Origin of the sequence: Flavobacterium sp. KACC 22758 (genome assembly GCF_028736135.1) — a bacterium.
Lineage (GTDB): Bacteria > Bacteroidota > Bacteroidia > Flavobacteriales > Flavobacteriaceae > Flavobacterium > Flavobacterium johnsoniae.
In genome coordinates, this window is sequence record NZ_CP117878.1 from 1,986,689 (window position 1) to 2,008,982 (window position 22,294).

Annotated in this window: 23 protein-coding genes; 16 read left to right on the top strand and 7 right to left on the bottom strand. The window is 32.9% G+C overall.

The window, feature by feature from the left end; all coding sequences use genetic code 11:
- Positions 1–5 precede the first annotated feature (5 nt).
- From dapA to PQ462_RS08645, 16 genes are all read left to right on the top strand, one after another.
- A complete protein-coding gene (dapA, locus tag PQ462_RS08570) occupies positions 6–887 on the top strand; it encodes a 4-hydroxy-tetrahydrodipicolinate synthase (protein WP_274253123.1) in 882 nt (293 codons plus the stop codon).
- A 137-nt stretch (positions 888–1,024) separates the two neighbouring features.
- The gene (locus tag PQ462_RS08575) at positions 1,025–1,819 is read left to right on the top strand and encodes an outer membrane protein assembly factor BamD (protein ID WP_012025452.1); all 795 of its coding nucleotides are present in this window, start codon (positions 1,025–1,027) and stop codon (positions 1,817–1,819) included.
- An 8-nt stretch (positions 1,820–1,827) separates the two neighbouring features.
- Positions 1,828–2,145, top strand: a complete 318-nt coding sequence (locus tag PQ462_RS08580) for a DNA-directed RNA polymerase subunit omega (protein ID WP_012025451.1) — start codon at positions 1,828–1,830, stop codon at positions 2,143–2,145.
- Positions 2,146–2,157: 12 nt separating this feature from the next.
- Complete coding sequence (gene coaBC / locus PQ462_RS08585; RefSeq protein ID WP_274253124.1) at positions 2,158–3,372, top strand: bifunctional phosphopantothenoylcysteine decarboxylase/phosphopantothenate--cysteine ligase CoaBC; 1,215 nt, start codon at positions 2,158–2,160, stop codon at positions 3,370–3,372.
- 71 nt (positions 3,373–3,443) lie between these two features.
- Entirely contained in the window at positions 3,444–4,328 is an 885-nt protein-coding gene (gene porD, locus PQ462_RS08590; protein ID WP_012025449.1) for a type IX secretion system protein PorD, read from the top strand.
- Positions 4,329–4,383: 55 nt separating this feature from the next.
- Positions 4,384–6,036, top strand: coding sequence for a DNA repair protein RecN (recN, locus tag PQ462_RS08595; protein ID WP_274253125.1), 1,653 nt, complete (start codon positions 4,384–4,386; stop codon positions 6,034–6,036).
- A gap of 100 nt (positions 6,037–6,136) precedes the next feature.
- Positions 6,137–7,327, top strand: a complete 1,191-nt coding sequence (gene fabV, locus PQ462_RS08600; protein WP_012025447.1) for an enoyl-ACP reductase FabV — start codon at positions 6,137–6,139, stop codon at positions 7,325–7,327.
- Positions 7,328–7,449: 122 nt separating this feature from the next.
- Positions 7,450–8,448 carry a glycosyltransferase gene (locus PQ462_RS08605; protein ID WP_012025446.1) on the top strand — a complete coding sequence of 333 codons (999 nt, stop codon included), beginning with the start codon at positions 7,450–7,452 and terminating at the stop codon, positions 8,446–8,448.
- Between the two features lies 1 nt (position 8,449).
- On the top strand, positions 8,450–9,046 hold the full coding sequence (gene coaE / locus PQ462_RS08610; RefSeq protein ID WP_274253126.1) for a dephospho-CoA kinase: 597 nt from the start codon (positions 8,450–8,452) through the stop codon (positions 9,044–9,046).
- Positions 9,047–9,105: 59 nt separating this feature from the next.
- On the top strand, positions 9,106–10,692 hold the full coding sequence (locus tag PQ462_RS08615) for a sensor histidine kinase (RefSeq protein ID WP_121361593.1): 1,587 nt from the start codon (positions 9,106–9,108) through the stop codon (positions 10,690–10,692).
- Positions 10,693–10,695: 3 nt separating this feature from the next.
- Positions 10,696–11,412: a response regulator transcription factor gene (locus PQ462_RS08620; RefSeq protein WP_012025443.1), complete on the top strand. Its 717-nt coding sequence runs from the start codon at positions 10,696–10,698 to the stop codon at positions 11,410–11,412.
- Between the two features lie 637 nt (positions 11,413–12,049).
- Complete coding sequence (locus tag PQ462_RS08625; protein WP_274253127.1) at positions 12,050–12,796, top strand: hypothetical protein; 747 nt, start codon at positions 12,050–12,052, stop codon at positions 12,794–12,796.
- A 3-nt stretch (positions 12,797–12,799) separates the two neighbouring features.
- Entirely contained in the window at positions 12,800–14,191 is a 1,392-nt protein-coding gene (locus tag PQ462_RS08630) for an RtcB family protein (RefSeq protein WP_274253128.1), read from the top strand.
- Between the two features lie 12 nt (positions 14,192–14,203).
- Positions 14,204–14,875, top strand: coding sequence for a hypothetical protein (locus PQ462_RS08635; RefSeq protein ID WP_274253129.1), 672 nt, complete (start codon positions 14,204–14,206; stop codon positions 14,873–14,875).
- Positions 14,802–15,491 carry a peptide chain release factor H gene (gene prfH, locus PQ462_RS08640; protein WP_274253130.1) on the top strand — a complete coding sequence of 230 codons (690 nt, stop codon included), beginning with the start codon at positions 14,802–14,804 and terminating at the stop codon, positions 15,489–15,491. The genes PQ462_RS08635 and prfH overlap by 74 nt, the downstream gene beginning before the upstream one ends.
- Complete coding sequence (locus tag PQ462_RS08645) at positions 15,478–16,011, top strand: hypothetical protein (protein WP_121361589.1); 534 nt, start codon at positions 15,478–15,480, stop codon at positions 16,009–16,011. Before prfH ends, PQ462_RS08645 begins: the two co-directional genes overlap by 14 nt.
- A 210-nt stretch (positions 16,012–16,221) precedes the next feature.
- Here PQ462_RS08645 and PQ462_RS08650 read toward each other — a convergent pair whose 3' ends face one another.
- From PQ462_RS08650 to PQ462_RS08680, 7 genes are all read right to left on the bottom strand, one after another.
- On the bottom strand, positions 16,222–16,968 hold the full coding sequence (locus PQ462_RS08650; protein WP_274253131.1) for an acyl-[acyl-carrier-protein] thioesterase: 747 nt from the start codon (positions 16,966–16,968) through the stop codon (positions 16,222–16,224).
- Positions 16,969–17,036: 68 nt separating this feature from the next.
- Positions 17,037–17,957 carry a tRNA (adenosine(37)-N6)-dimethylallyltransferase MiaA gene (gene miaA, locus PQ462_RS08655; RefSeq protein ID WP_274253132.1) on the bottom strand — a complete coding sequence of 307 codons (921 nt, stop codon included), beginning with the start codon at positions 17,955–17,957 and terminating at the stop codon, positions 17,037–17,039.
- A 152-nt stretch (positions 17,958–18,109) separates the two neighbouring features.
- Positions 18,110–18,949 (bottom strand): ion transporter, encoded by an 840-nt coding sequence (locus PQ462_RS08660; RefSeq protein ID WP_121361586.1) that lies wholly within the window; start codon positions 18,947–18,949, stop codon positions 18,110–18,112.
- A 30-nt stretch (positions 18,950–18,979) separates the two neighbouring features.
- Positions 18,980–20,341 carry an exonuclease domain-containing protein gene (locus PQ462_RS08665; RefSeq protein ID WP_274253133.1) on the bottom strand — a complete coding sequence of 454 codons (1,362 nt, stop codon included), beginning with the start codon at positions 20,339–20,341 and terminating at the stop codon, positions 18,980–18,982.
- A gap of 52 nt (positions 20,342–20,393) precedes the next feature.
- The gene (locus tag PQ462_RS08670) at positions 20,394–20,636 is read right to left on the bottom strand and encodes a hypothetical protein (RefSeq protein ID WP_274253134.1); all 243 of its coding nucleotides are present in this window, start codon (positions 20,634–20,636) and stop codon (positions 20,394–20,396) included.
- A 63-nt stretch (positions 20,637–20,699) separates the two neighbouring features.
- Positions 20,700–21,359, bottom strand: coding sequence for a YggS family pyridoxal phosphate-dependent enzyme (locus tag PQ462_RS08675; protein ID WP_274253136.1), 660 nt, complete (start codon positions 21,357–21,359; stop codon positions 20,700–20,702).
- 12 nt (positions 21,360–21,371) lie between these two features.
- Entirely contained in the window at positions 21,372–22,259 is an 888-nt protein-coding gene (locus PQ462_RS08680) for a 3-hydroxyacyl-CoA dehydrogenase family protein (protein WP_012025431.1), read from the bottom strand.
- Positions 22,260–22,294: the final 35 nt, after the last annotated feature.

The window sequence follows — 22,294 nt, forward strand, 5'->3', positions numbered from 1 at the left end:
AAAATATGCAATCATTAATAGGAACGGGTGTTGCGCTTGTAACTCCATTTAAAAAAGACTTTTCAGTAGATATCGAAGCATTGCAGCGCGTTGTTAATTTTTCGATTGATGGAGGAGTTGAGTATCTTGTTGTTATGGGAACAACTGCAGAAAATGCAACCCTTACAGCAGAAGAGAAAGAGTTGGTTATTAACACCGTAATTGATGTTAATAAAGGAAGGCTGCCTTTAGTTCTTGGAGTTGGAGGTAATAATACCATGCAGATTGTAGAGGAATTAAAAACACGAGATTTTTCTGCTTTTGAAGCCATACTTTCAGTTTCACCATACTATAATAAACCTACACAAGAAGGAATCTATCAGCATTTTAAGGCTGTCGCCGAGGCATCTCCGGTTCCTGTAATCTTATATAATGTTCCGGGAAGAACTGCCAGCAATATGCTGCCTTCAACCGTAATTCGTTTAGCTAATGATTTTGATAATGTTGTAGCTATCAAAGAAGCAGCAGGAGATATGGCTCAGGCTTTAAAAATTATTAAAGATGCGCCAAAAGATTTTCTTGTAATTTCTGGAGACGATATGATCGCTCTGCCTATCGTTTTAGCCGGTGGTGCAGGAGTAATTTCTGTAATTGGACAAGGTTATCCTAAAGAATTTTCAGAAATGATTCGTTTAGGATTGAATAAAAAAGCAGTTGAAGCTTTTAAAACGCAATATTTTTTATCAGACTGTATCGACATGATTTTCGAGCAGGGAAATCCGGCCGGAATCAAACAAGTGTTTCAGGCACTTGGTATTACGGAGAACACAGTTCGTCTTCCATTAGTTTCTGTAGATGAATCTTTAGCAGAAAGAATAAATGACTTTGTAAAAAACAGCATTAAATAATTGTTAAAGTGTTAGTATTTTAATATACTAAAAAATTATTTTGCAGTCGCTAAATTAATACCTAAATTTGCCACCGAAACTTCGGTGTGGTTTTGCTTTGGCATAATGTCTAAAGAAATCATAATAAAAGTAAAAAAATGAAAAAAATAGTATCTCTATTAATTGTTGCTGCCCTTTTTTGTTCTTGTAGTGAGTATCAAAAAGCTCTAAAAAATGAAGATGTCGCAGCAAAATTCGAAGTAGCGACAAAAATGTATGATGCTGGAAAATACAATAAGGCGATCCGTCTTTTTGAACAACTCGCACCTACTTATAGAGGTAAGCCTCAGGCGGAAAAGCTTTTTTATATGTTTTCTCAGTCTTATTACAAGACAAAACAATATTATTTAGCAGGTTATCAGTTTGAAAGTTTTGTTTCTGGATACCCGCGAAGCGAAAAAGTACAGGAAGCAGCATTTTTAGGAGCTTACAGCTACTCTAAATTAGCACCTGTTTACAGTTTAGATCAGGCAGATACTGTAAAAGCCTTAGATAAATTACAGGCTTTTATTGATAATTACCCAAACTCAGAATATTTAGCTCAGGCAAATGAGTCTGTTAAGATTTTGAACGGAAAATTAGAGAAAAAAGCATACGAGAATGCTAAAGGATATAACACAATTTCAGATTACAAATCAGCTTTAGTTGCATTTGATAATTTTATTGCTGATTTTCCCGGAACACCTCTAAAAGAAGACGCTTTGTTTTATAAATATGATTCAGCATACCAATTAGCTATAAACAGTGTACCATCAAAAATGGAAGAACGTTTACATGTAGCACAGACAGCATATGCTAATTTGATGAAATATAAAAGCGATACTAAGTACAAAGAAAAGGCAGATCAAATGAATGCCAGAGTTGAAACAGATTTACAAAAATTTACTAAATAAATAAAGTCATGGATTTAAAAAAGACGAATGCTCCTGTTAACACAATAACTTACAATAAAACAGTTATTGAAGAGCCAACAGGAAATGTGTATGAGGCAATTACCATTATGGCTAAAAGAGCAAACCAGATTAATTCTGAAATTAAAAAAGAATTAACTGAGAAATTAGAAGAGTTTGCTACTTATAATGACAGTCTTGAAGAAGTTTTTGAAAATAAAGAGCAGATTGAAGTTTCTAAATTTTACGAAAAATTACCAAAACCTCACGCTTTAGCAGTTCAGGAATGGTTAGACGGTAAAACTTACCACAGAAACTCAAACAAATAATATATAGTAATAATGTCAGTTTTAAACGGTAAAAAGATTTTACTGGGAGTTTCTGGTGGAATTGCAGCGTATAAAACAGCCTCATTAGTACGACTTTTTATAAAAGCAGGTGCACATGTCCAAGTGATAATGACACCTGCTTCTAAGGATTTTGTAACCCCGCTTACATTATCTACCCTGTCAAAAAATCCGGTACATTCCAATTTCTTTAATCAGGATGATGAAGATGCTGTATGGAATAATCACGTCGAATTAGGTCTTTGGGCCGATTTGATGCTGATAGCACCTGCAACAGCAAATACATTATCTAAAATGGCGACAGGCAACAGCGATAATCTTTTAATTGCTGCATACTTATCAGCAAAATGTCCAGTCTATTTTGCTCCGGCAATGGATCTGGATATGTACAAACATCCCTCTACAATTTCTAGTTTTAATACCCTGAAACAGTTTGGTAATATTATGATTCCGGCTGAAAGCGGTGAGCTGGCCAGCGGTTTGTCAGGAGAAGGCCGTATGGCAGAACCAGAAAATATTATTGCTTTTCTAGAAGCTGATTTAGAGAGTAAATTGCCTTTAAAAGGAAAAAAAATACTAATTACTGCAGGTCCGACATACGAAGCGATAGACCCCGTACGTTTTATAGGAAATCATTCTTCAGGAAAAATGGGATTTGATATCGCTAATGAAGCGGCTAATCTTGGAGCAGAAGTTGTTTTGGTTTCAGGACCAACACATTACAAAGCTAAGAATGCATCAATTAAAGTTGTAAATGTAATTTCAGCGCAAGATATGTATGAAGCTTGTCATGAATATTTTAATGACGTTGATGCAGCAATCGCCGCCGCCGCAGTTGCGGATTACAGACCGAAAGAAGTCGCTTTGCAGAAAATTAAAAAAAATGCAGCTGAATTTTCTATTGATCTGGAAAAGACAAAAGATATTTTATCTTCATTAGGAGCGATCAAAAAAAATCAATTTTTAGTTGGTTTTGCTTTAGAAACTGAAAATGAAATTGAAAATGCTAAGTTGAAAATTCAGAAAAAAAACTTAGATTTGATAGTTCTAAATTCTTTGCAGGATGAAGGCGCAGGTTTTAAAAAAGAAACCAATAAAGTTACTTTTATTGATAAAGATTTTAAAATTGAGCCAATGGAGTTAAAGGCAAAAGAATTTGTAGCTCAAGATATTTTGAATAAAGTAATTTTACATTTTTCAAAATTGTAATGTTTAAAATGTAGTCTAAAAGCAAAAAATAGGAACACTATTTATGCTATTAAAAATAATATTTTATTTGTATGAACAGGATACTTACTTTCTTAGTTTTTTTGACTTTTGGCTTAACTCAGGCACAGCAGCTAAATTGTACTGTTACTGTAAACACAGAAAGACTTCCTAATGCAAATCAGCAGGTGTTTAAAACCCTGCAGACTTCTTTATCTGAGTTTGTTAATAAAACAGACTGGACAGGAACTGTGTTAAAACAAAACGAAAGAATTAACTGTTCAATGTATATTACATTGTCGTCTTACAGCTCAGATCAATTTTCGGGAACAATACAAATACAATCCTCGCGATTAATTTTTAATTCAACATACTCATCTCCGGTTTTTAATTTTAACGATAAAGATTTTAATTTTAAATACACAGAGTACGAACCTTTATTGTTTAATCCTTCTGTTTACGAATCAAATTTAGTATCTGTAATTTCATTTTACAGCTATGTAATTTTAGGAATGGATGCTGATACTTTTCAATCAGGAGCAGGAAATCAATACTTTGAAACGGCTCAAAACATTGCAAACGTAGCGCAGCAGGGAGGTTTTAAAGGATGGACTCAAACCGATGGACTTCAGAATCGTTATTATTTAATAAACGATATGCTTTCTCCAATGTTTGCAGATTTGCGTCAAACAAGCTTCTTGTATCATACAGGTTTAGATACCATGAGCGATGATCTAAAAGGAGCAAAAGAAAAAATAAAATCTTCTGTTGTGCTTATTGGTAAATTAAATTCAGTTAGACCAAATGCTTTTTTAACAAGAGTATTTTTTGATGCCAAATCAGATGAAATAGTTTCTATATTTTCAGGAGGGCCAAGTATTCCGGTTACAGATCTTACCGATGTTTTAAATAGAGTTTCTCCATTAAATTCAACCAAATGGTCTCAAATTAAGTTTTAAAAACTTAATTTTTTTTACTTTCTTCGTATCACTTTTATTTTATATTTTTTCCTCTATGATTACTTCACTGTCAATTAAAAATTATGCGCTGATTGAAAAACTTTCTATCGATTTTTCAAAAGGATTTTCTATAATTACAGGTGAAACAGGAGCGGGAAAATCTATTATTTTAGGTGCAATCGGGCTTGTTTTAGGAAAAAGAGCAGATCTTACTTCGTTAAAAAATAAAGAAGAAAAATGCGTTATCGAAGCGCAGTTTGAAATCTCAAAATACAATTTAAAAGAGTTTTTTGAAGCAAATGACCTCGATTATGAAGACGAAACCATAATCAGACGTGAAATTCTGCCTTCAGGAAAATCTCGTGCCTTTATAAACGACAGTCCTGTCAATCTTCAGGAACTGCAGGATTTAAGCTTGTTTTTAATCGATATCCATTCACAGCAGCAAACCCAGGAATTATCAGACGAAACAGTTCAGTTTAAGATAATTGACGCTATTGCAAATAATAACGATATTATCTTGTCTTATCAGGATTTATTAAAAAGTTATAAATCAGAAAAATCAAAACTGAATGCTTTATTGAAAAAACAAAGTGATTCAGGAAAAGAGCAGGAGTACAATACATTTTTATTAAATGAATTGGTTTCGGCTAAATTAAAATCAGGAGAACAGGCAGAATTAGAAGCTGATTTTGAAAAACTGAATAATGTCGAAATCATTAAAGAATCAATTGATAAATCGCTTGTAATAGCAAACGAAGAGCAGTTTGGAGTATTTCATAATCTAAATGAAATTAAAACGGCATTACAAAAAATCGCACCATTTTCTACTGAATATCAAAGTTTATTTGATAGAATAACCAGTATATCAATAGAATTTGATGATGTTTCAAAAGAACTGCAAAATGCTTCAGAAAAACTGCTAAACGATCCAGAGCAATTACAATTAGTAAGTCAAAAACTGCAGTTGATTTTCAATTTACAGAAAAAACACCACGCAGGATCTGTAGAAGAGCTGCTTCAAATTCAGGCAGATTTAGGGAACACACTTCTTGAATTAGATAATATCGAGGAAGAAATCGAAACATTATCAAAAGCAATCGAAGAAAAAGTGGTTGAATTAGATGCTTTTGCCGCTAAAATTCATCAAAATAGAATAAATGCCATTCCGGTTTTATCAAATCAGTTAATTTCGATTTTAGAAACCTTAGGAATGCCAAACGTTCGTTTTAATATTGAACTTATACCATCTGAAACCTATTTCCAAAACGGAAAAGATGAATTACAATTCTTGCTTTCGGCCAATAAAGGAACTGATTTTGGTTTGCTGAAAAAAGTAGCATCAGGAGGAGAGATGTCTCGTATTATGCTGGCTGTAAAAGCAATTTTAGCTCAATATTCAAAACTGCCTACTTTAATTTTTGATGAAATTGATACAGGAGTTTCTGGAGAAATTGCCATCAGAATGGGAGAGATTATGAAAGAGATGAGTGCTAAAATGCAGATTTTTGCCATCACACACTTACCGCAAATTGCAGCAAAAGGCGATTCGCATTTCAAAGTTTCAAAAGCAACCATAGATGATGATACACAGTCAGAATTGAAGCTGTTGTCTCAGGATGAAAGAGTTATAGAAATTGCTCAAATGTTATCCGGAGCAGTCGTTTCTGATTCGGCTTTAAATCACGCTAAAGCCTTGTTGAACTAAAGAAATACTTTATATTTGTCATCGAAAAAATAAGTAAACAAACGGTAATAAGCCCTCATTTATCTAATAAATAGCTTATTAACGAATAAATAAAACAAGTATGATCATAGAACCTAGAATGAGAGGATTTATTTGTTTGACAGCCCACCCGGCGGGATGCGAACAAAATGTTAAAAATCAAATTGAATATATCAAATCAAAAGGTGCGATTGCAGGAGCAAAAAAAGTATTAGTTATTGGTGCTTCTACTGGTTTCGGATTAGCTTCAAGAATTACAAGTGCTTTCGGATCAGATGCTGCTACAATTGGAGTGTTTTTTGAAAAACCGCCGGTTGAAGGAAAAACAGCTTCGCCAGGTTGGTATAATTCTGCTGCATTTGAAAAAGAAGCTCATAAAGCAGGTTTATATGCAAAAAGTATCAACGGAGATGCTTTTTCAAACGAAATTAAAAGAGAAACTTTAGATTTAATCAAAGCTGATTTAGGTCAGGTAGATTTAGTTATTTACAGTTTAGCTTCTCCAGTACGTACAAATCCTAATACAGGAGTTACGCATCGTTCAGTTCTAAAACCAATTGGACAGACTTTTACAAATAAAACAGTTGATTTCCATACAGGAAACGTATCTGAGGTTTCTATTGCTCCGGCAAATGAAGAAGATATTGAAAATACAGTGGCTGTAATGGGCGGTGAAGACTGGGCAATGTGGATTGATGCTTTAAAAAATGAAAATTTATTAGCAGAAGGCGCAACAACAATCGCTTATTCATACATTGGGCCAGAATTAACTGAGGCGGTTTACCGTAAAGGTACAATTGGCCGTGCAAAAGATCACTTAGAAGCTACAGCTTTTACAATTACAGATACTTTAAAATCTCTTGGAGGAAAAGCGTATGTTTCTGTAAATAAAGCTTTGGTTACACAAGCAAGTTCTGCAATTCCGGTTATTCCGTTATATATTTCTCTTTTATACAAAATCATGAAAGAAGAAGGTATTCATGAAGGATGTATCGAGCAGATTCAGCGTTTATTCCAAGACAGATTATACAATGGTTCTGAAGTTCCTGTTGATGAAAAAGGAAGAATTAGAATTGACGACTGGGAAATGCGCGAAGACGTTCAGGCAAAAGTTGCTGCACTTTGGAAAGAAGCTACGACAGAAACACTTCCATCTATTGGAGATTTAGCAGGCTACAGAAACGATTTCTTGAATTTATTCGGATTTGAATTCGCCGGAGTAGACTACAAAGCAGATACTAATGAAGTAGTTAATATCGAAAGTATTAAATAAAAATACATATAAAACAAGAAGAAACCATCAACCAAAAGTTGGTGGTTTTTTTATGAATATAACTTATCTTTGTTAAAATTTTATAAAGTTTAAAACAGACCACTTAAAACCGCATTCCCGCTATGATTTTTTCTTTAATTATACCAGTGTATAATCGTCCAGATGAAGTTGATGAACTTTTAGAGAGCCTTACAAAATCTGATTACAACGAACCTTTTGAAATTGTTCTTGTTGAAGATGGTTCTTCTATTCCTTGTAAAGATGTAGTGATGACGTATCAAGGGAAATTGAATATTTCGTATTACTTTAAACCAAATTCAGGTCCGGGTGATTCAAGAAATTTTGGGATGCAGAAAGCTAGAGGTGATTATTTTATCATTTTTGATTCAGATTGTATTATTCCTCCAAATTATTTAACCGAAGTCCGTAAAGCTTTAGATGAAAAATACGTAGATTGTTTTGGAGGTCCTGATAAAGCTCTTAAAAGCTTTTCAAACATTCAAAAAGCAATCAATTTTGCCATGACTTCTTTCTTAACAACAGGTGGAATTCGAGGCGGTTCTGAGAAGATAAATAAATTTCAGCCCCGAAGCTTTAATATGGGAATTTCTAAAAAAGCTTTTGAAGCGTCAAAAGGTTTCGGAAACATACACCCAGGCGAAGATCCGGATTTATCTATCCGTTTATGGAACTTAGGATTTGAAACAAGGCTGTTTTCTGAGGCTTTTGTGTATCACAAACGCAGAATTGACTGGGAAAAATTCTCTATTCAGGTAAAGAAATTTGGTATTGCAAGACCTATTTTAAACAGCTGGTATCCAGAACATAATAAACTCACTTTTTTCTTTCCTACTGTTTTTATTCTGGGGTTATTATTAGCTTTTTTATTGTTAATTTTCAATATTGATATTTTATTACAATTATATTTTGTATATTTCGTTATAATTTTTCTTACAGCGAGTGTTCAGAATAAAAGTATCAAAATTGGATATTTGTCAGTAATTGCTGTCTGGAAACAATTTTATGGTTACGGAACAGGATTTTTGGAATCTTTTGTAAAAGTGATTTTATTAAAGAAAAAACCACAAGAAGCTTTTCCACGTATGTTTTTTAAAATATAATATGACAAAAATAATTGGCCTGACCGGCGGAATAGGAAGCGGTAAAACAACAATTGCCAGTTTTTTTAAAGAAGAAGGAATTCCTGTTTATATTGCTGATGATGAAGCTAAAAAGGTAATGCAGTCATCAGAAATTATAAATCAAATAAAAACTTCTTTTGGAGAATCGCTCTTTGATAATAATGTTTTAAACCGGTCAAAATTAGCCGAAATAGTATTTAACAATAAAGAAGAATTAGAAAAGTTAAATGCAATTGTTCATCCTGCCGTAAAAAAAGATTTTCAATCCTGGCTTTTACAAAATAAAGGAATGGATTTTGTGGTATATGAAGCAGCTATTTTGTTTGAAAGCGGCAAGTATAAAGAATTTGATTATATAGTTACCGTTACAGCGCCTGAAGAGATAAGAATTGAAAGAGTAATGAAACGCGACAATTCTACAAGAGAACAGGTTTTAAGCAGAATGAAAATGCAGTGGAATGACGAAAAACGAATTTCTTTAAGCAATTTTGTAATTAATAACAGTAATCTTAAAATTGCGCGAGAAGAAGTTGGTGAAATTCTTAAAATTTTGAAAATAAAACAAAAACAGTCTTAAATGTTAATATTTGGTTAATGTATTATTTAGTATATTGTTAAAATATTAATTTTGTTTCGATGAATAAATTATTTTTTAGAATACTTGTTTTATTGATGAGTTTGTCCTTAATAGGGATAATTCTGGTACAGGTATTTTGGTTCAATTCTTCATTTAAAAATAATGAAGAACAGTTTAAATACCACGTTACACAAGTAATTGGAAATGTTGCAGATAAACTTGAGCAGCAAGAAGAATACAGTTTTTACGACAAATACAACCGTATAAAAGACAGTACCGGTAAAATTCCACAAAAGGAAGACTTACTTGAAGTATTGTATGTACAAAGAAACACAAAAACAAATAAAACAATTGTTTATTCTAATACTCTAAGCTCTGAAGATTACGATATAGACGGATCTCTTTTTAATAAAAAATTCAGCAGCGAAAGATTTAAAAATTTCAGTTCTAAAAGAGTAACAGAAGTTTATAATAATAACAACGGAATTGATAATAATAGTTTAGGTCAGAGTATTATTCCGGATCTTAAAATTGAAAAATCCGGAAGTTTAGATATTTTAAATAAAGTTCAGCAGCAGATTCAGTATAAAGACATTGCTTCATTAACCCCCATTGAAGGCCGAATTACAAAAGATAAACTGCATAAACTTTTAAAAAAGGAATTAGAAGAATATGGTGTTAAAACCAAATTCGAATACGGAATTTACAGCAGCGGTGTTCCAACCAAAATTAAATCGGATGGATTTCACTATGACAAAGAAGCAACATATAATATTCCGATATATACTGATAACGAAGGAAACAGCCGATATGAATTATCAGTTACCTTCCCAAATAAAAAGAAATTTTTATTATCTGAGTTATTAAGTATTACTATTTTATCGATAGTATTTACATTAATTATAATAGTTGCTTATACAAGTGCATTAAATCAGTTACTGCGTCAAAAACATATTTCTGAAATCAAAACCGATTTTATTAATAATATGACGCACGAGTTTAAAACACCAATTGCAACGATTAACTTAGCGTTAGATGCTATTAGGAGCCCTAAAGTAATTGAAGATAAAGAAAAGGTTTATCGATATCTTCAAATGATAAGGGATGAAAATAAAAGAATGCATGCCCAGGTTGAAAATGTACTCCGTATTTCTAAATTAGAAAAAAGAGAACTTGATATTACAAAAGAACCAACTGTAGTAACTGATATTATTGACGATGCAATCGAGCATGTAAATTTAATTTTAGAAGACAGAGAAGGTACGGTGGTAAAACACTATAATGCAGCAAGAACAACATGTTTGATTAATGAAGTGCATTTTACAAACGTATTAGTTAATATTTTAGAGAATGCTATAAAGTATTCGCCGGGAACTCCCGAAATTGAAATATTTACAGAAAATGTAAAAGATATGATCCTGATAAAAGTAAGAGATCATGGATTAGGAATGAGTAAGATAGCTCAAAAACGAGTATTTGAGAAATTTTACAGAGAACATACAGGAGACCTTCATAATGTAAAAGGACACGGTTTAGGTCTTGCTTATGTAAAAAGAATTGTCGAGGATCACAATGGACAAGTATATGTTGAAAGCGAAAAAGGAAAAGGTAGCACCTTTATAATAAAAATACCATTAATAAATTAAAATATGGAAAATACTAACAAAAGAATACTTTTAGTAGAAGATGACCTAAATTTTGGGGCGGTTCTTAAAGATTATCTAATGTTAAATGACTTTGAAGTTACTTTAGCTAAAAACGGTATGGAAGGTTTCGAGAAATTCAAGAAAGATGTGTATGATTTATGTATTCTTGATGTAATGATGCCTTATAAAGATGGTTACACTTTGGCTAAAGAAATTAGAGAAAAAAATAGTGAAGTGCCTATTATATTTTTAACAGCAAAATCTATGAAAGAAGATGTGTTAAAAGGATACAAAGCAGGTGCTGATGATTATTTAAATAAACCTTTTGATTCAGAGGTTTTATTAATGAAAATTAAAGCAATCATTCAAAGAAAATCTGCTGATACAAAAGCAGAACAAGTACAATTTGAATTTAACATTGGTAAATTCCACTTAAATTCAAAATTAAGATTCTTGACTTTTCAGGATGAAGAGCCAATAAAATTATCTCCAAAAGAAAATGAATTGCTTAAAATGCTTATTCTTCATGAAAATGATTTAATGCCGAGAGAATTAGCTTTAACTAAAATTTGGAGAGATGACAACTACTTTACTTCAAGAAGTATGGATGTTTACATCGCTAAACTTAGAAAGTATCTAAAATCTGACGAAGATGTTGAAATCTTAAACATTCATGGAGAAGGTTTCAGATTAGTTGTAAAGAGCAAAGTTTCTGAATAATTAATTCACCTGCAAAATATAAGCCCTGAGAAATCAGGGCTTTTTTTATGCCTAAAAAGTAAAAAGAAATTCAGCATAATCTTGTTTCGAATAAAAAGTATACACCCTGAGAAAACAAATTAAATTTGAATTTTTCATTTAAATTTTAATTAGGAGCAATTTCCTGCTATCCGCTTGTATCTTTTTCTTGCTAAAGAAGCAAGAAAAAGGATACCGCTTCTATCAAGGCTATAGGTTTAGTTTTCAGGTGTATACTGTGGTTTTAATGAGTTCTAAAAAAGGAATAATTTATTTTTTGAAGAATTTTCTTTAAAATAAATTTGGAAAATCAAAAAACAATTCTGAATATTTGCACACGAAAAAAATAATAACCCTTTTAAAAACGAAGAAAATGTTTGTACTTACATCGACATCACAAAGCTTTACACCAAACGAATTTGGTGCAGCTATTCTTCGTGGCTTATTTCAATCTTAGAAATATATTTTTAGATATATAAAAAAGCCCGAAGACATTTAGTTTCGGGCTTTTTTATTCTAGACACTTCAAATTTTCCCGAAAACCGATTTTATTATTTATCCTCAAGGATAAAATGTTAAGCCTTTATGGCTTGTAATTTAATGAACTGTAATTTTTTTAATGGAAAATTATACGGTAGATGAGTATGCTTTATGTACTCGTTTTAAAAGTAGAAGAAGGAAAGAAAGATTAGCAAAGGAAGATTTTGAAAAACATTTAATTCAGTTAAGAAAACGGGAAAAAGAACTTTGGAAAAAAAGAAAAGACTTACCATTGATTCCGCTAGAAAATCCTTATCAAAAAGGATGGCAGCGCAGTTTTGTACTGAGAGAAGATGTAGCAAGATCTAGCGAAGCTGAATTTTACAGAACATTATTGGAAAAAATAAATACATGGCAGTTTTCTTCTGAAAAATCTTTTAAAAGAAAGAAAAAGAGAAAAAGAAGGAACGTATATGTTGAAAAGATTCAAACTGTAAAAGAATTCTCTGAATGGGAATGGAAAAGTCCAAAATTAGAATTGACAGAAAAAGAAAAAGCACATTTTTATAAGCGGGAACGCTGGTGCAGCAATTTCAAGCGATATAAAATTCATTATGTGTTTAATGAGCCTTGGCGTTATGTACTTCGCGTTAGCCCATACATGATAACGCATACAAAAATGGTCGATTCAGATTTGGAAAGTGAAATTCAGATTCTTGACAATTACATAGTTAATCTTAATTTAAGAAATAAAATAAACAGATTAATACACGGCAGTTCTCTGAAATGGAGTTATTATCAAAAAGAAAACCCAAAAGAGACAAGCCCAATTAAAAATAAAAGTCTAAACACTTTGTATCAGCAATATTTAGACGAAATGATATAAATAATGGGAAATAAACTAACTGGAAAAGACCTGATTAAATTAGGTTTTCCAAAGAACAATTCAATAAATATCGCTTTAGGGCAGATAAACAGATATAGAAAAAGAGAAAAAAAGGAATATATTCTAACAGAAGCAAAAGATGTTTTGCTAAATCCTGAAAAGTACGAAGGAAACGGAACTTGGGGAAAAGTTGCTGAAGGTTTAATTAAACCCGTTCAGGTAAGAATGCACCAGCTTAATAATACAAGAGCCCCTTTTACCATTTTTGGTGAAAATGAAATTGATCAGCAGGCAAAATTCCAATTGTATGATTCATTGAAACTGCCAGTTTCAGTAGCTGGAGCTTTAATGCCAGATGCACATTCAGGTTACGGACTGCCAATTGGCGGCGTTTTAGCGACAGATAATGCTGTAATTCCATATGGAGTTGGTGTTGATATTGGATGCCGAATGAGTCTTTCAATTTTTGATTTGCCAGCTTCTCATTTTAAAGGAAAAGAACATCAGTTAGAAGCAATTTTAAAAGACAATACAAAATTTGGAATGTATGAAACGCATGTGTCAAGAGTCGATCATGAAGTTTTTCATAAAAGCGAGTTTCAGGACATTCCATTGCTGAAAAATCTTTTACCAAAGGCCTACAAACAATTAGGAACTTCTGGAGGAGGAAACCATTTTGTGGAATTTGGAATTGCTAAAATTGAGAATCCGGAGAACGAATGGAAATTGGAAAAAGGCGAATATTTTGCCGTTCTCTCGCATAGCGGTTCGCGTGGTTTGGGTGCAAACATTGCAAAGCATTATACTTATTTGGCAACAAAACAATGTCCGTTACCAAAAAACGTACAGCATTTGGCTTGGTTGGATTTAAATACGCATGATGGTCAGGAATATTGGCTGGCAATGAATTTAGCTGGAGAATATGCAAAAGCCTGCCATGACGATATTCACAGACGAATTGCCAAAGCAATTGGAAAAAGAGTAGTGGTTACAATTGAAAACCATCACAATTTTGCCTGGAAAGAAATGGTAAATGGTCAGGAATGTATTGTACATAGAAAAGGTGCAACGCCTGCTGGTGAAGGACAATTGGGAATTATTCCCGGTTCTATGACGGCACCAGGTTACATTGTAAAAGGTAAAGGAAATACTGATAGTTTAAATTCAGCTTCGCATGGTGCGGGACGTTTGTTTTCGAGAGCGAAATGTAAAAGTACATTTACGCAAAGTGAAATTAAAAAGGTTTTGAAAGCTAATGATGTAACCTTGATTGGCGGCAATATTGATGAAGCACCAATGGCATACAAAGACATCGAGAAAGTAATGGCGAACCAAACCGATTTAGTTGAAGTGCTGGGAACATTTACGCCAAAGATTGTTAGAATGGACCGCTAAAAATTAAATATTATGGAAAGATTTCAAGATGAAAATAAATGGCTGGGAAGCTTTTATAATGAGATATTGGTTAAATGTCCAAAATGCGAATCAAAAGCAGTTGTGAAAGAAGAATTAAAGGAAAAATGTGAATGTGGAAGATGTCACAATATGGTTTTTGAATGCAAAAATTGTTTCTATAAAATGAAGGAACCAGTGTATAGATACATCGCTTTTGGAAAAGAATTTTGCAATAATTGCTTTGAAAAATTTGAATATCAATCTCAGCCGCTAAAAGACAAACCTTTAACGTATAAAACTAAATGTCCTCATTGTGATTTTCAGGAGGAATGGGAAACAAAATCATATAGAGTTAAAGAAGAATCGAAAGCAGATAATGGTTTAGCAAAAGAAATGTGGTATAATTTACCAATTTGGTTTCAAAAAGAAGTAAATGGAAATCTTTTTTGGGCTTATAATCTTGATCATATCGATTATCTAGAAAGATACATTAAAGCAGATTTACGAGAAAGAAACAATGATGGTAGTGGTAATGGGACTATGGTTTCAAGACTTCCACAATTTGTAAAAGCAGCTAAAAACAGAGAAAAACTGCTCAAAATTTTAAAAAATGGAAAGAATAATTCAGATAACAGCGGGTCGCGGACCTGCAGAATGCACTTGGGTTGTCGCCCAAGTGCTTAAAAAAGTTTTGGAAGAAGCCCAAGATCAAAATTTAGAAACTGTTTTGCTACAGCGAGAAGCAGGGCAGGAAAACGGTACAGTGGAGACAGCATCGATTTCGGTAAAAGGAAAAAATGCAGATCAATTTGTGAAATCTTGGATAGGAACGATTCAATGGATTGGTCAGAGTCAGTTTAGGAAAATGCACAAACGCAAAAACTGGTTTATTGGGGTTTTTGAGATTGAACAGCAGAAAAATGCATCAGTTTCAGAAAACGATATTCAATATCAGGCGATGAGAAGCTCTGGAGCAGGCGGTCAGCATGTAAACAAAGTAAGTTCAGCAATTCGTGCGACACATATTCCAACAGGAATTGCAGTTGTGGCAATGGACAGCCGTTCGCAGCACCAAAACAAAAAACTGGCTAAAGAAAGATTATTAAAAAAACTAGATGACGAAAAACTGGTTCAGCTTAAAAATCACGTAGGAAAACAATGGGAAAACCAGCTCAATGTAGAGCGTGGAAACCCAATTAGAGTTTTTACCGGAAGTGATTTTAAAAAGAACAAAGTTGAGAAAAGCTACAAAGGAACTCGTCAGAAATTAAAAAAAGATTTACGAAATGAAAACAACTGATAAATACCTTTTTCAAGCCTTGGATAATTATCCGTTTTGGCTTGAAGGGACAATAGAATCTTTAGATTATGCTTTTTCTTATGACGATAAAAACACGATGGTTTTGTGTTTGTACGGAAGGATACAGGCAGAACAATTAATGAATTATGAAGAAGCGAAATCGTATTTTCAACAGGCTTTATCGATTAATATTCATGCACTTGAAGTATATCCGTATTATTTAAAAACATTGATTTTAAATGAAGATTACGAAGAAGCGCAGAAATTAATAGATTTTGCTTTAAAGGTTAAAGGGATCAATAAGTCAGAGATTTACATCAAAAAAGCAATTCTGTTAGAAGTACAGCATAAATTCAAAGATGCCTTAAAAGAAATTAAGCAGGCAAAATTATATTCTATTCTACATGACTATGATTCAGGAATTAGTGAAGTTGAGAAAAGGATTAAAGGTAAAATGGATTTGTTAAAAAAGAAGAAAGAGAAGAAATCTAAGAAAGGTTCTAAAAAGAAATCGAAATGATTTTAAAAAAAACGATGCAATTTAGCATCGTTTTTTTTGTTCTATGAAGAATATTTAGATAAAGTTTGTCATTTCGACGAAGGAGAAATCTCCGCGAGTAACTCCGCAACGAATGTACAATCTTTGTAGAGCTTCTTGTGGAGATTTCTCCTTCGTCGAAATGACAATATTGTGGGAAAATAGGAAAGAAAACTTATTTATAAACTTCTTTTATTTCCAATGCAATTCTAAAGCAAAACACGTTTTTTCGTCTTTTGTAATGCTGAATGTCGCTGTTGTATGATCGTCGTCTTCGCTTTCGTGAATTACCACATTATCTTGTAACGAAAGCTCTTTCATGAAATTCATTTCAAAGCTTTTTACTTCTTGTTTTATAATTCTTTTTGGATCGACATGATCCAGACACCACTCTAAGTATTTTACGTTATTGACGTGGTTTACAATATCTAAATCGGATAAATAAACTGTTTTTTCGAATACAGCTTCTTTTTCGTGGTTGATATTTATTTTAGAAAAACCTTCTGTTGTTGCTCTTTTTTCCGGGAACAATTCAAAATGTTCAAAAGGTAATGCCAATGCTTCTGGACGACGTGCTTTGGTGTTAAAAACAGCCCAGTAGGTTTCGCTTCCAACAATCTTTTTTCCGTTTATATACATTTCCAATGCACGAACAGAACGTGAATTTTCTAAGCTGTTAATCCATGTTTTTACAGTTACAACATCCTGCCATTTTGGTAATTCAGTAATTTCGACACGCATTCGGCTTAGAACCCATGCCTGATCAAATTCCTGCATATCGGTAAAACTGATTCCGCCAACTTCAGAATGTGCTGCAGCAGTTAATTGTAAAAGGTTGCACAAATCGGTATATTTTAAGTAGCCGTTTGGCGTGCACTGCGTGAAATTAATTTCCCAGTCTTTGCTTAAAACTGATGTAAAATTGGGAGATATTGGCATTGTTAATTTTAGATTTTAGATTGTTTTTAGAGAATAGAATAAATAGTATAGAAAAAAGACTTTTGATTTTACTTTAGAAGATTTTCTATGTAATCTATAATTTGTTTTCTATCTGTTGCGTAATCAAACCATTTGGTGTTCTCGTTTCGTTTGAACCACGTTAATTGTCTTTTGGAGAATCTTCTTGTGTTTTTTTTGATTTCTTCTATTGCAAAAGGCAAGGTGAATTCTCCATCAAAATAACTAAATAATTCTCTATAACCGACAGTTTGGAGTGCATTTAACGCTTTGTTAGGATAAAGTGTTTCAGCTTCTTTTAATAATCCTTGCTTCATCATAATATCAACACGCTGGTTGATTCGGCTGTAAATGATTTCTCTGTCGGCATCTAAACCAATTAGAATAGGAGTGAAGTTTCGGTTGTTTTTCTTCAAATTTAAAAATGAAGAATAGGGTTTTTGAGATCCAATGCAGACTTCTACAAAACGCATCATTCGTTGTGGGTTTTGCAATGTCTGTGGATTTTCCAAAGTTATTTTTTGATAATATTCTGGATCTAAATTTTTCAGTTGTTCTTGAAGATATTCAATTCCAAGTTTTTCATAATTTGTATTTACTTCGGCGCGAACATTTGGATCTATTTCTGGAAATTCATCAAAACCTTTTAGAATGGCATCAACATACAATCCTGAACCGCCAATAAGAATAACAAAATCATTGGTTTGAAATAACTTTTCAATTTTGGCTAAAGCTTCTTTTTCGTAATCGCCAACGGTATAATTTTCGAAAATAGATTTATTTTGAATGAAATGATGCTTGGCAGAATTGAGTTCTTCCTGACTTGGAACTGCAGTTCCAATGGTCATTTCTTTAAAAAACTGACGACTGTCGCAAGAAACAATTTCGCATTTAAAATGTTGTGCCAAAGCAATACTTAAGGCTGTTTTGCCTATAGCTGTTGGTCCGACAATAGTGATTAGGTATTTCATATTTTTTAGCCCAGATGGAAATGGAAACCCCGGACTTATATTTGTTGAATTTTTTTGGTGTAAAAGAGCGACCAGCGGAAGCTCCTTTTATGCCTTAAAAAATTACAAATATAAGGAGGAGTTGTAATGTACAGCTGGATTAGCTTCTAAAATTAATTATTAGGCAGTTCGGTTCCGCATTCGTAGCAATATTTTGCATTATCGAAATGGACTTGAGACTGGCATTTTCTGCATGTTTTTTTACCGCTTACAGAATTGTTTCTTAAACTGCTTTTGGCAAATTCGGCAGTAACTATTCCTGTTGGGACGGCGATGATTCCGTAACCTAAAATCATTACAAACGCAGCTATAAATTGTCCGAGTGGTGTTTGTGGCGAAATATCTCCGTAACCAACTGTTGTTAGGGTTACGATTGTCCAGTAAATTCCCATTGGAATGCTGGTAAATCCTGATTCCCTGCCTTCAACCAAATACATAACTGTACCAATGATTACGGTGCTGATTAAAACAAAGTAAATGAATACCAGAATTTTTTCTTTACTGGCTTCTATAGCTTCTTTTAACTGCAGTGATTGATGGTTGATTTGCGGAATATGCAAAATTTTGAATAATCGAAGAAAACGTAATGCTCTTACGATTGATAAAATACTTGCGCCTGGGAAAAAGATGGATAAATACATGGGTAAAACAGCCAATAAATCGATGATTCCGTAAAAGCTGAAAACGTATTTAACGGGTTTTTGTATTGAAATAATTCTCAATATATACTCTATTGTAAAAAATACCGTAATTACCCATTCGCATATCAACAATTGTTGGTGATATTTAGAACTGATACCTTGAACGGTATCCAGCATTATCAATAGAACGCTTAGTAAAATTAACCCCAGCAATACTAAATCGAACATTCGGCCTAATATGGTGTTGGTGCCATATAGAACAATTTTGACTTTTTCTCTAAAGATTTCGTATTGTGATTTTGTATTTTTCATATCCTTAAAGATAATGAAGGTTTCGATTTTTTAAAATTGAAGTATTTTTATTGATTTACTTTTGCGAATATAACTCTGAATGATATTTTTTACATCGCGGTTATGCTGCATTGGAACCAGAATATTTTTTAAGATGTCGATATTCGTAATTTGATAATTAAGATCGTAATAGGCATAACCTTTGTATATTCCGTTTTCAATTAGAATTGCACTTCGTTCGTTTACATTTCTTCCTCTGTCTATCAATACCATGCTTTTGTTTTCAAAGCTGTTTTCTGAAATGAATTGCTGTACTCTTAAATTGTAAATTTCTGGAGTAACTTCGCCAATGCAGGCGCCGTCGCATTCTTTGATTTTATATTGAAAACACTCTTTTTTGGTTTGATATAAACCTGTCAGTTTTTGGCACAAATGGTATTTTGACGTAAATCTGAAAAGTGCATTTTTTCCTTCTTGTAACGAAGCAAAAGAGGTAATTTCTTTTTTACGTCCGTCAGCTTTTTCCAATCTTAAGTTGATATAACCGTCTGAATCTTTTTCGGCATATAAAGCTACAGGAAATACAGATTTTTTTTGCGAACGATTGTATCGCGGACGATTAACTTTTACTTCCTGACTTTCTTTTAAAAGCGCAATTAATTCGCTTCCTGTTTCGTCATACGTTATGGTAAAAACTTCTGCCTGGATTCTTTTGCTTTTGGTTGTAATTCCCGTAAAATGCTGATTGACTCTTTTTTTTATATTTTGGCTTTTGCCAATGTAAATTAAAGTTCCGTCTTCTTTGTAGATATAGTAAACACCTGTTTTAGCCGGCATTTGATTTACAATATCCAGGAATTTTGGAGAAATTCCTTTTTCTACTTCCAGCTTTATAAAATCTTTTACGATTGTTTTTTCAACATCTTTTTCTAAAAGCATTTTAAACAGCTTTGTGGTTGCCATAGCGTCTCCGCTTGCACGGTGTCTGTCGGCCATAGGGATTCCAAGTGCGCGAACTAGTTTTCCTAAGCTGTATGAAGGCTGTTCCGGAATTAGTTTTTTGGCTAATTCTACTGTGCAAAGCGTTTTGGCTTCGAAATCATAACCCAAACGACGAAATTCGGTTCTCAGGATTCTATAGTCAAAAGAAGCATTATGAGCCACAATAACGCAATCCGTAGTGATTTCTATAATTCGTTTAGCAACTTCGTAGAATTTTGGTGCAGAACGTAACATAGCATTATTAATTCCGGTCAGTTTTACTACGAAAGGCTGAATGGGAATTTCAGGATTGACAAGGCTGATGAATTGATCAACTACTTCATGCCCATCAAATTTGTAGATAGCGATTTCAGTAATTCCCTCTTCATTAAATTGTCCCCCAGTGGTTTCTATGTCTAGTATTGCGTACATATTCAATGTCAATGTCAAAAATCAATGGCAATTACAATATCAAAACTCAATATCAATTTTGAAAATTGTTATTGTAATTGCCATTGTCATTGGTATTGAAAATTATCTTTTGTTTATTATCATTTTTGACTGTTCCTTGTGCTTCTCCAAAATTTAAAGATGCACTTCCAGATGATCTAATTAATTGATTTTTATAATATTCGTTTTCAAATAGTCTTTCAAATTGTCTTGTAAAGAAAATACATTCTCCAGCAAAACGAACTAATCGATCTTCAAAATTGAATATTTTTTCCATTTAAAACTTTTCCACTTTTAAAAATGACATTGATTTTTGTAATTTTAATTGATTATTGAAAAATTATCTGCCTCCAAAAATGCTGCTTCCAATGCGTACCATTGTGCTTCCGCATTCTATTGCCAATTGATAGTCTCCAGACATTCCCATCGATATGGTGTTCAGGCTGCAGTTTTCAGTTTTCAGATTTTTTATCGAATCAAAAATGGATTTTAAATGGGTAAATTCTTTTTTTATCTGGTTTTGATCTTCTGTGAATGTTGCCATTCCCATTAAACCTAAGATACGAATATTTTTTAACTCTTTAAACTCCACAGAAGTTAAAAGTTCATTTAATTCGTTTTCGTCTAAACCAAATTTAGATTCTTCTTCAGCAATATATATTTGAAGAAGACAATCTATTGTTCTATTGTTTTTTACAGCTTGTTTGTTGATTTCTTGTAATAATTTCAAGCTATCAACACCATGAATCAAAGTGACATACGGCGCCATAAATTTGACTTTATTCGACTGAACATGACCTATCATATGCCATTGAATGTCTTTTGGCATTTGTTCCCATTTCTCAGTCATTTCCTGTATTTTGTTTTCTCCAAAAATGCGCTGTCCAGCTTCATAAGCCTGCATCAAATCTGAAACAGGTTTTGTTTTTGAAACAGCAACCAGAGTTACATGTTCAGGTAAAGTTGTTTTAATTGTATTTAAATTCGATTGAATCGACATGATATTTCTTTTTTATAAAAACTGCTTCGAGATTTTCTCAGCTTTTTTGCTTTCGCTGTAATCGTAAAAACCTTCGCCGGATTTAACCCCAAGTTTACCAGCTCTTACCATATTTACTAAAAGCGGGCAAGGAGCATATTTAGGATTTTTGAATCCGTCGTACATTACATTTAGAATTGCAAGACAAACATCAAGACCAATAAAATCGGCCAATTGAAGTGGTCCCATTGGGTGTCCCATTCCTAATTTCATTACCGTATCTATTTCGTAAACTCCAGCAACTTTATTGTATAACGTTTCGATGGCTTCGTTTAGCATTGGCATTAAAATTCTGTTTGCTACGAAACCTGGATAATCGTTTACTTCTACAGGAACTTTACCTAATTTTTCAGATAAAGTCATGATAATTTTAGTTACTTCATCGCTGGTATTATATCCGCGGATGATTTCAACCAATTTCATAATCGGCACAGGATTCATAAAGTGCATTCCGATAACACGTTCAGGATGTGCAACAACAGCTCCGATTTGTGTAATTGAAATAGAAGAAGTATTGGTTGCTAAAATGGTATTGTGCGAGCAATATTCGTTTAATTGCTTAAAGATATTTAGTTTTAATTCAACGTTTTCAGTTGCTGCTTCAACTACTAAATCAACTCCAACAACACCGTCTTTTAAATCTGTATAAGTAATGATATTGGTAATAGTTTTGGCGACATCTTCCTGCGTAATCGTTCCTTTAGATAACATACGGTCTAAGTTGGCAGCAATTGTTGCCATTCCTTTATCTAATGATTTTTCAGAAACATCTATTAATTTTACGGTAAATCCGCTTTGTGCAAAAGTGTGGGCAATTCCGTTACCCATTGTTCCTGCTCCAATTACAGCTATTGTTTTCATTTTTTGCTAGATATTTTTTTATGATTTAGCCACGA

Coding starts and splice junctions, on each gene's coding strand:
- dapA (WP_274253123.1), top strand. CDS start 6: ATGCAATCATTAATAGGAACGGGTGTTGCGCTTGTAACTCCATTTAAA.
- PQ462_RS08575 (WP_012025452.1), top strand. CDS start 1,025: ATGAAAAAAATAGTATCTCTATTAATTGTTGCTGCCCTTTTTTGTTCT.
- PQ462_RS08580 (WP_012025451.1), top strand. CDS start 1,828: ATGGATTTAAAAAAGACGAATGCTCCTGTTAACACAATAACTTACAAT.
- coaBC (WP_274253124.1), top strand. CDS start 2,158: ATGTCAGTTTTAAACGGTAAAAAGATTTTACTGGGAGTTTCTGGTGGA.
- porD (WP_012025449.1), top strand. CDS start 3,444: ATGAACAGGATACTTACTTTCTTAGTTTTTTTGACTTTTGGCTTAACT.
- recN (WP_274253125.1), top strand. CDS start 4,384: ATGATTACTTCACTGTCAATTAAAAATTATGCGCTGATTGAAAAACTT.
- fabV (WP_012025447.1), top strand. CDS start 6,137: ATGATCATAGAACCTAGAATGAGAGGATTTATTTGTTTGACAGCCCAC.
- PQ462_RS08605 (WP_012025446.1), top strand. CDS start 7,450: ATGATTTTTTCTTTAATTATACCAGTGTATAATCGTCCAGATGAAGTT.
- coaE (WP_274253126.1), top strand. CDS start 8,450: ATGACAAAAATAATTGGCCTGACCGGCGGAATAGGAAGCGGTAAAACA.
- PQ462_RS08615 (WP_121361593.1), top strand. CDS start 9,106: ATGAATAAATTATTTTTTAGAATACTTGTTTTATTGATGAGTTTGTCC.
- PQ462_RS08620 (WP_012025443.1), top strand. CDS start 10,696: ATGGAAAATACTAACAAAAGAATACTTTTAGTAGAAGATGACCTAAAT.
- PQ462_RS08625 (WP_274253127.1), top strand. CDS start 12,050: ATGGAAAATTATACGGTAGATGAGTATGCTTTATGTACTCGTTTTAAA.
- PQ462_RS08630 (WP_274253128.1), top strand. CDS start 12,800: ATGGGAAATAAACTAACTGGAAAAGACCTGATTAAATTAGGTTTTCCA.
- PQ462_RS08635 (WP_274253129.1), top strand. CDS start 14,204: ATGGAAAGATTTCAAGATGAAAATAAATGGCTGGGAAGCTTTTATAAT.
- prfH (WP_274253130.1), top strand. CDS start 14,802: ATGGAAAGAATAATTCAGATAACAGCGGGTCGCGGACCTGCAGAATGC.
- PQ462_RS08645 (WP_121361589.1), top strand. CDS start 15,478: ATGAAAACAACTGATAAATACCTTTTTCAAGCCTTGGATAATTATCCG.
- PQ462_RS08650 (WP_274253131.1), bottom strand. CDS start 16,968: ATGCCAATATCTCCCAATTTTACATCAGTTTTAAGCAAAGACTGGGAA.
- miaA (WP_274253132.1), bottom strand. CDS start 17,957: ATGAAATACCTAATCACTATTGTCGGACCAACAGCTATAGGCAAAACA.
- PQ462_RS08660 (WP_121361586.1), bottom strand. CDS start 18,949: ATGAAAAATACAAAATCACAATACGAAATCTTTAGAGAAAAAGTCAAA.
- PQ462_RS08665 (WP_274253133.1), bottom strand. CDS start 20,341: ATGTACGCAATACTAGACATAGAAACCACTGGGGGACAATTTAATGAA.
- PQ462_RS08670 (WP_274253134.1), bottom strand. CDS start 20,636: ATGGAAAAAATATTCAATTTTGAAGATCGATTAGTTCGTTTTGCTGGA.
- PQ462_RS08675 (WP_274253136.1), bottom strand. CDS start 21,359: ATGTCGATTCAATCGAATTTAAATACAATTAAAACAACTTTACCTGAA.
- PQ462_RS08680 (WP_012025431.1), bottom strand. CDS start 22,259: ATGAAAACAATAGCTGTAATTGGAGCAGGAACAATGGGTAACGGAATT.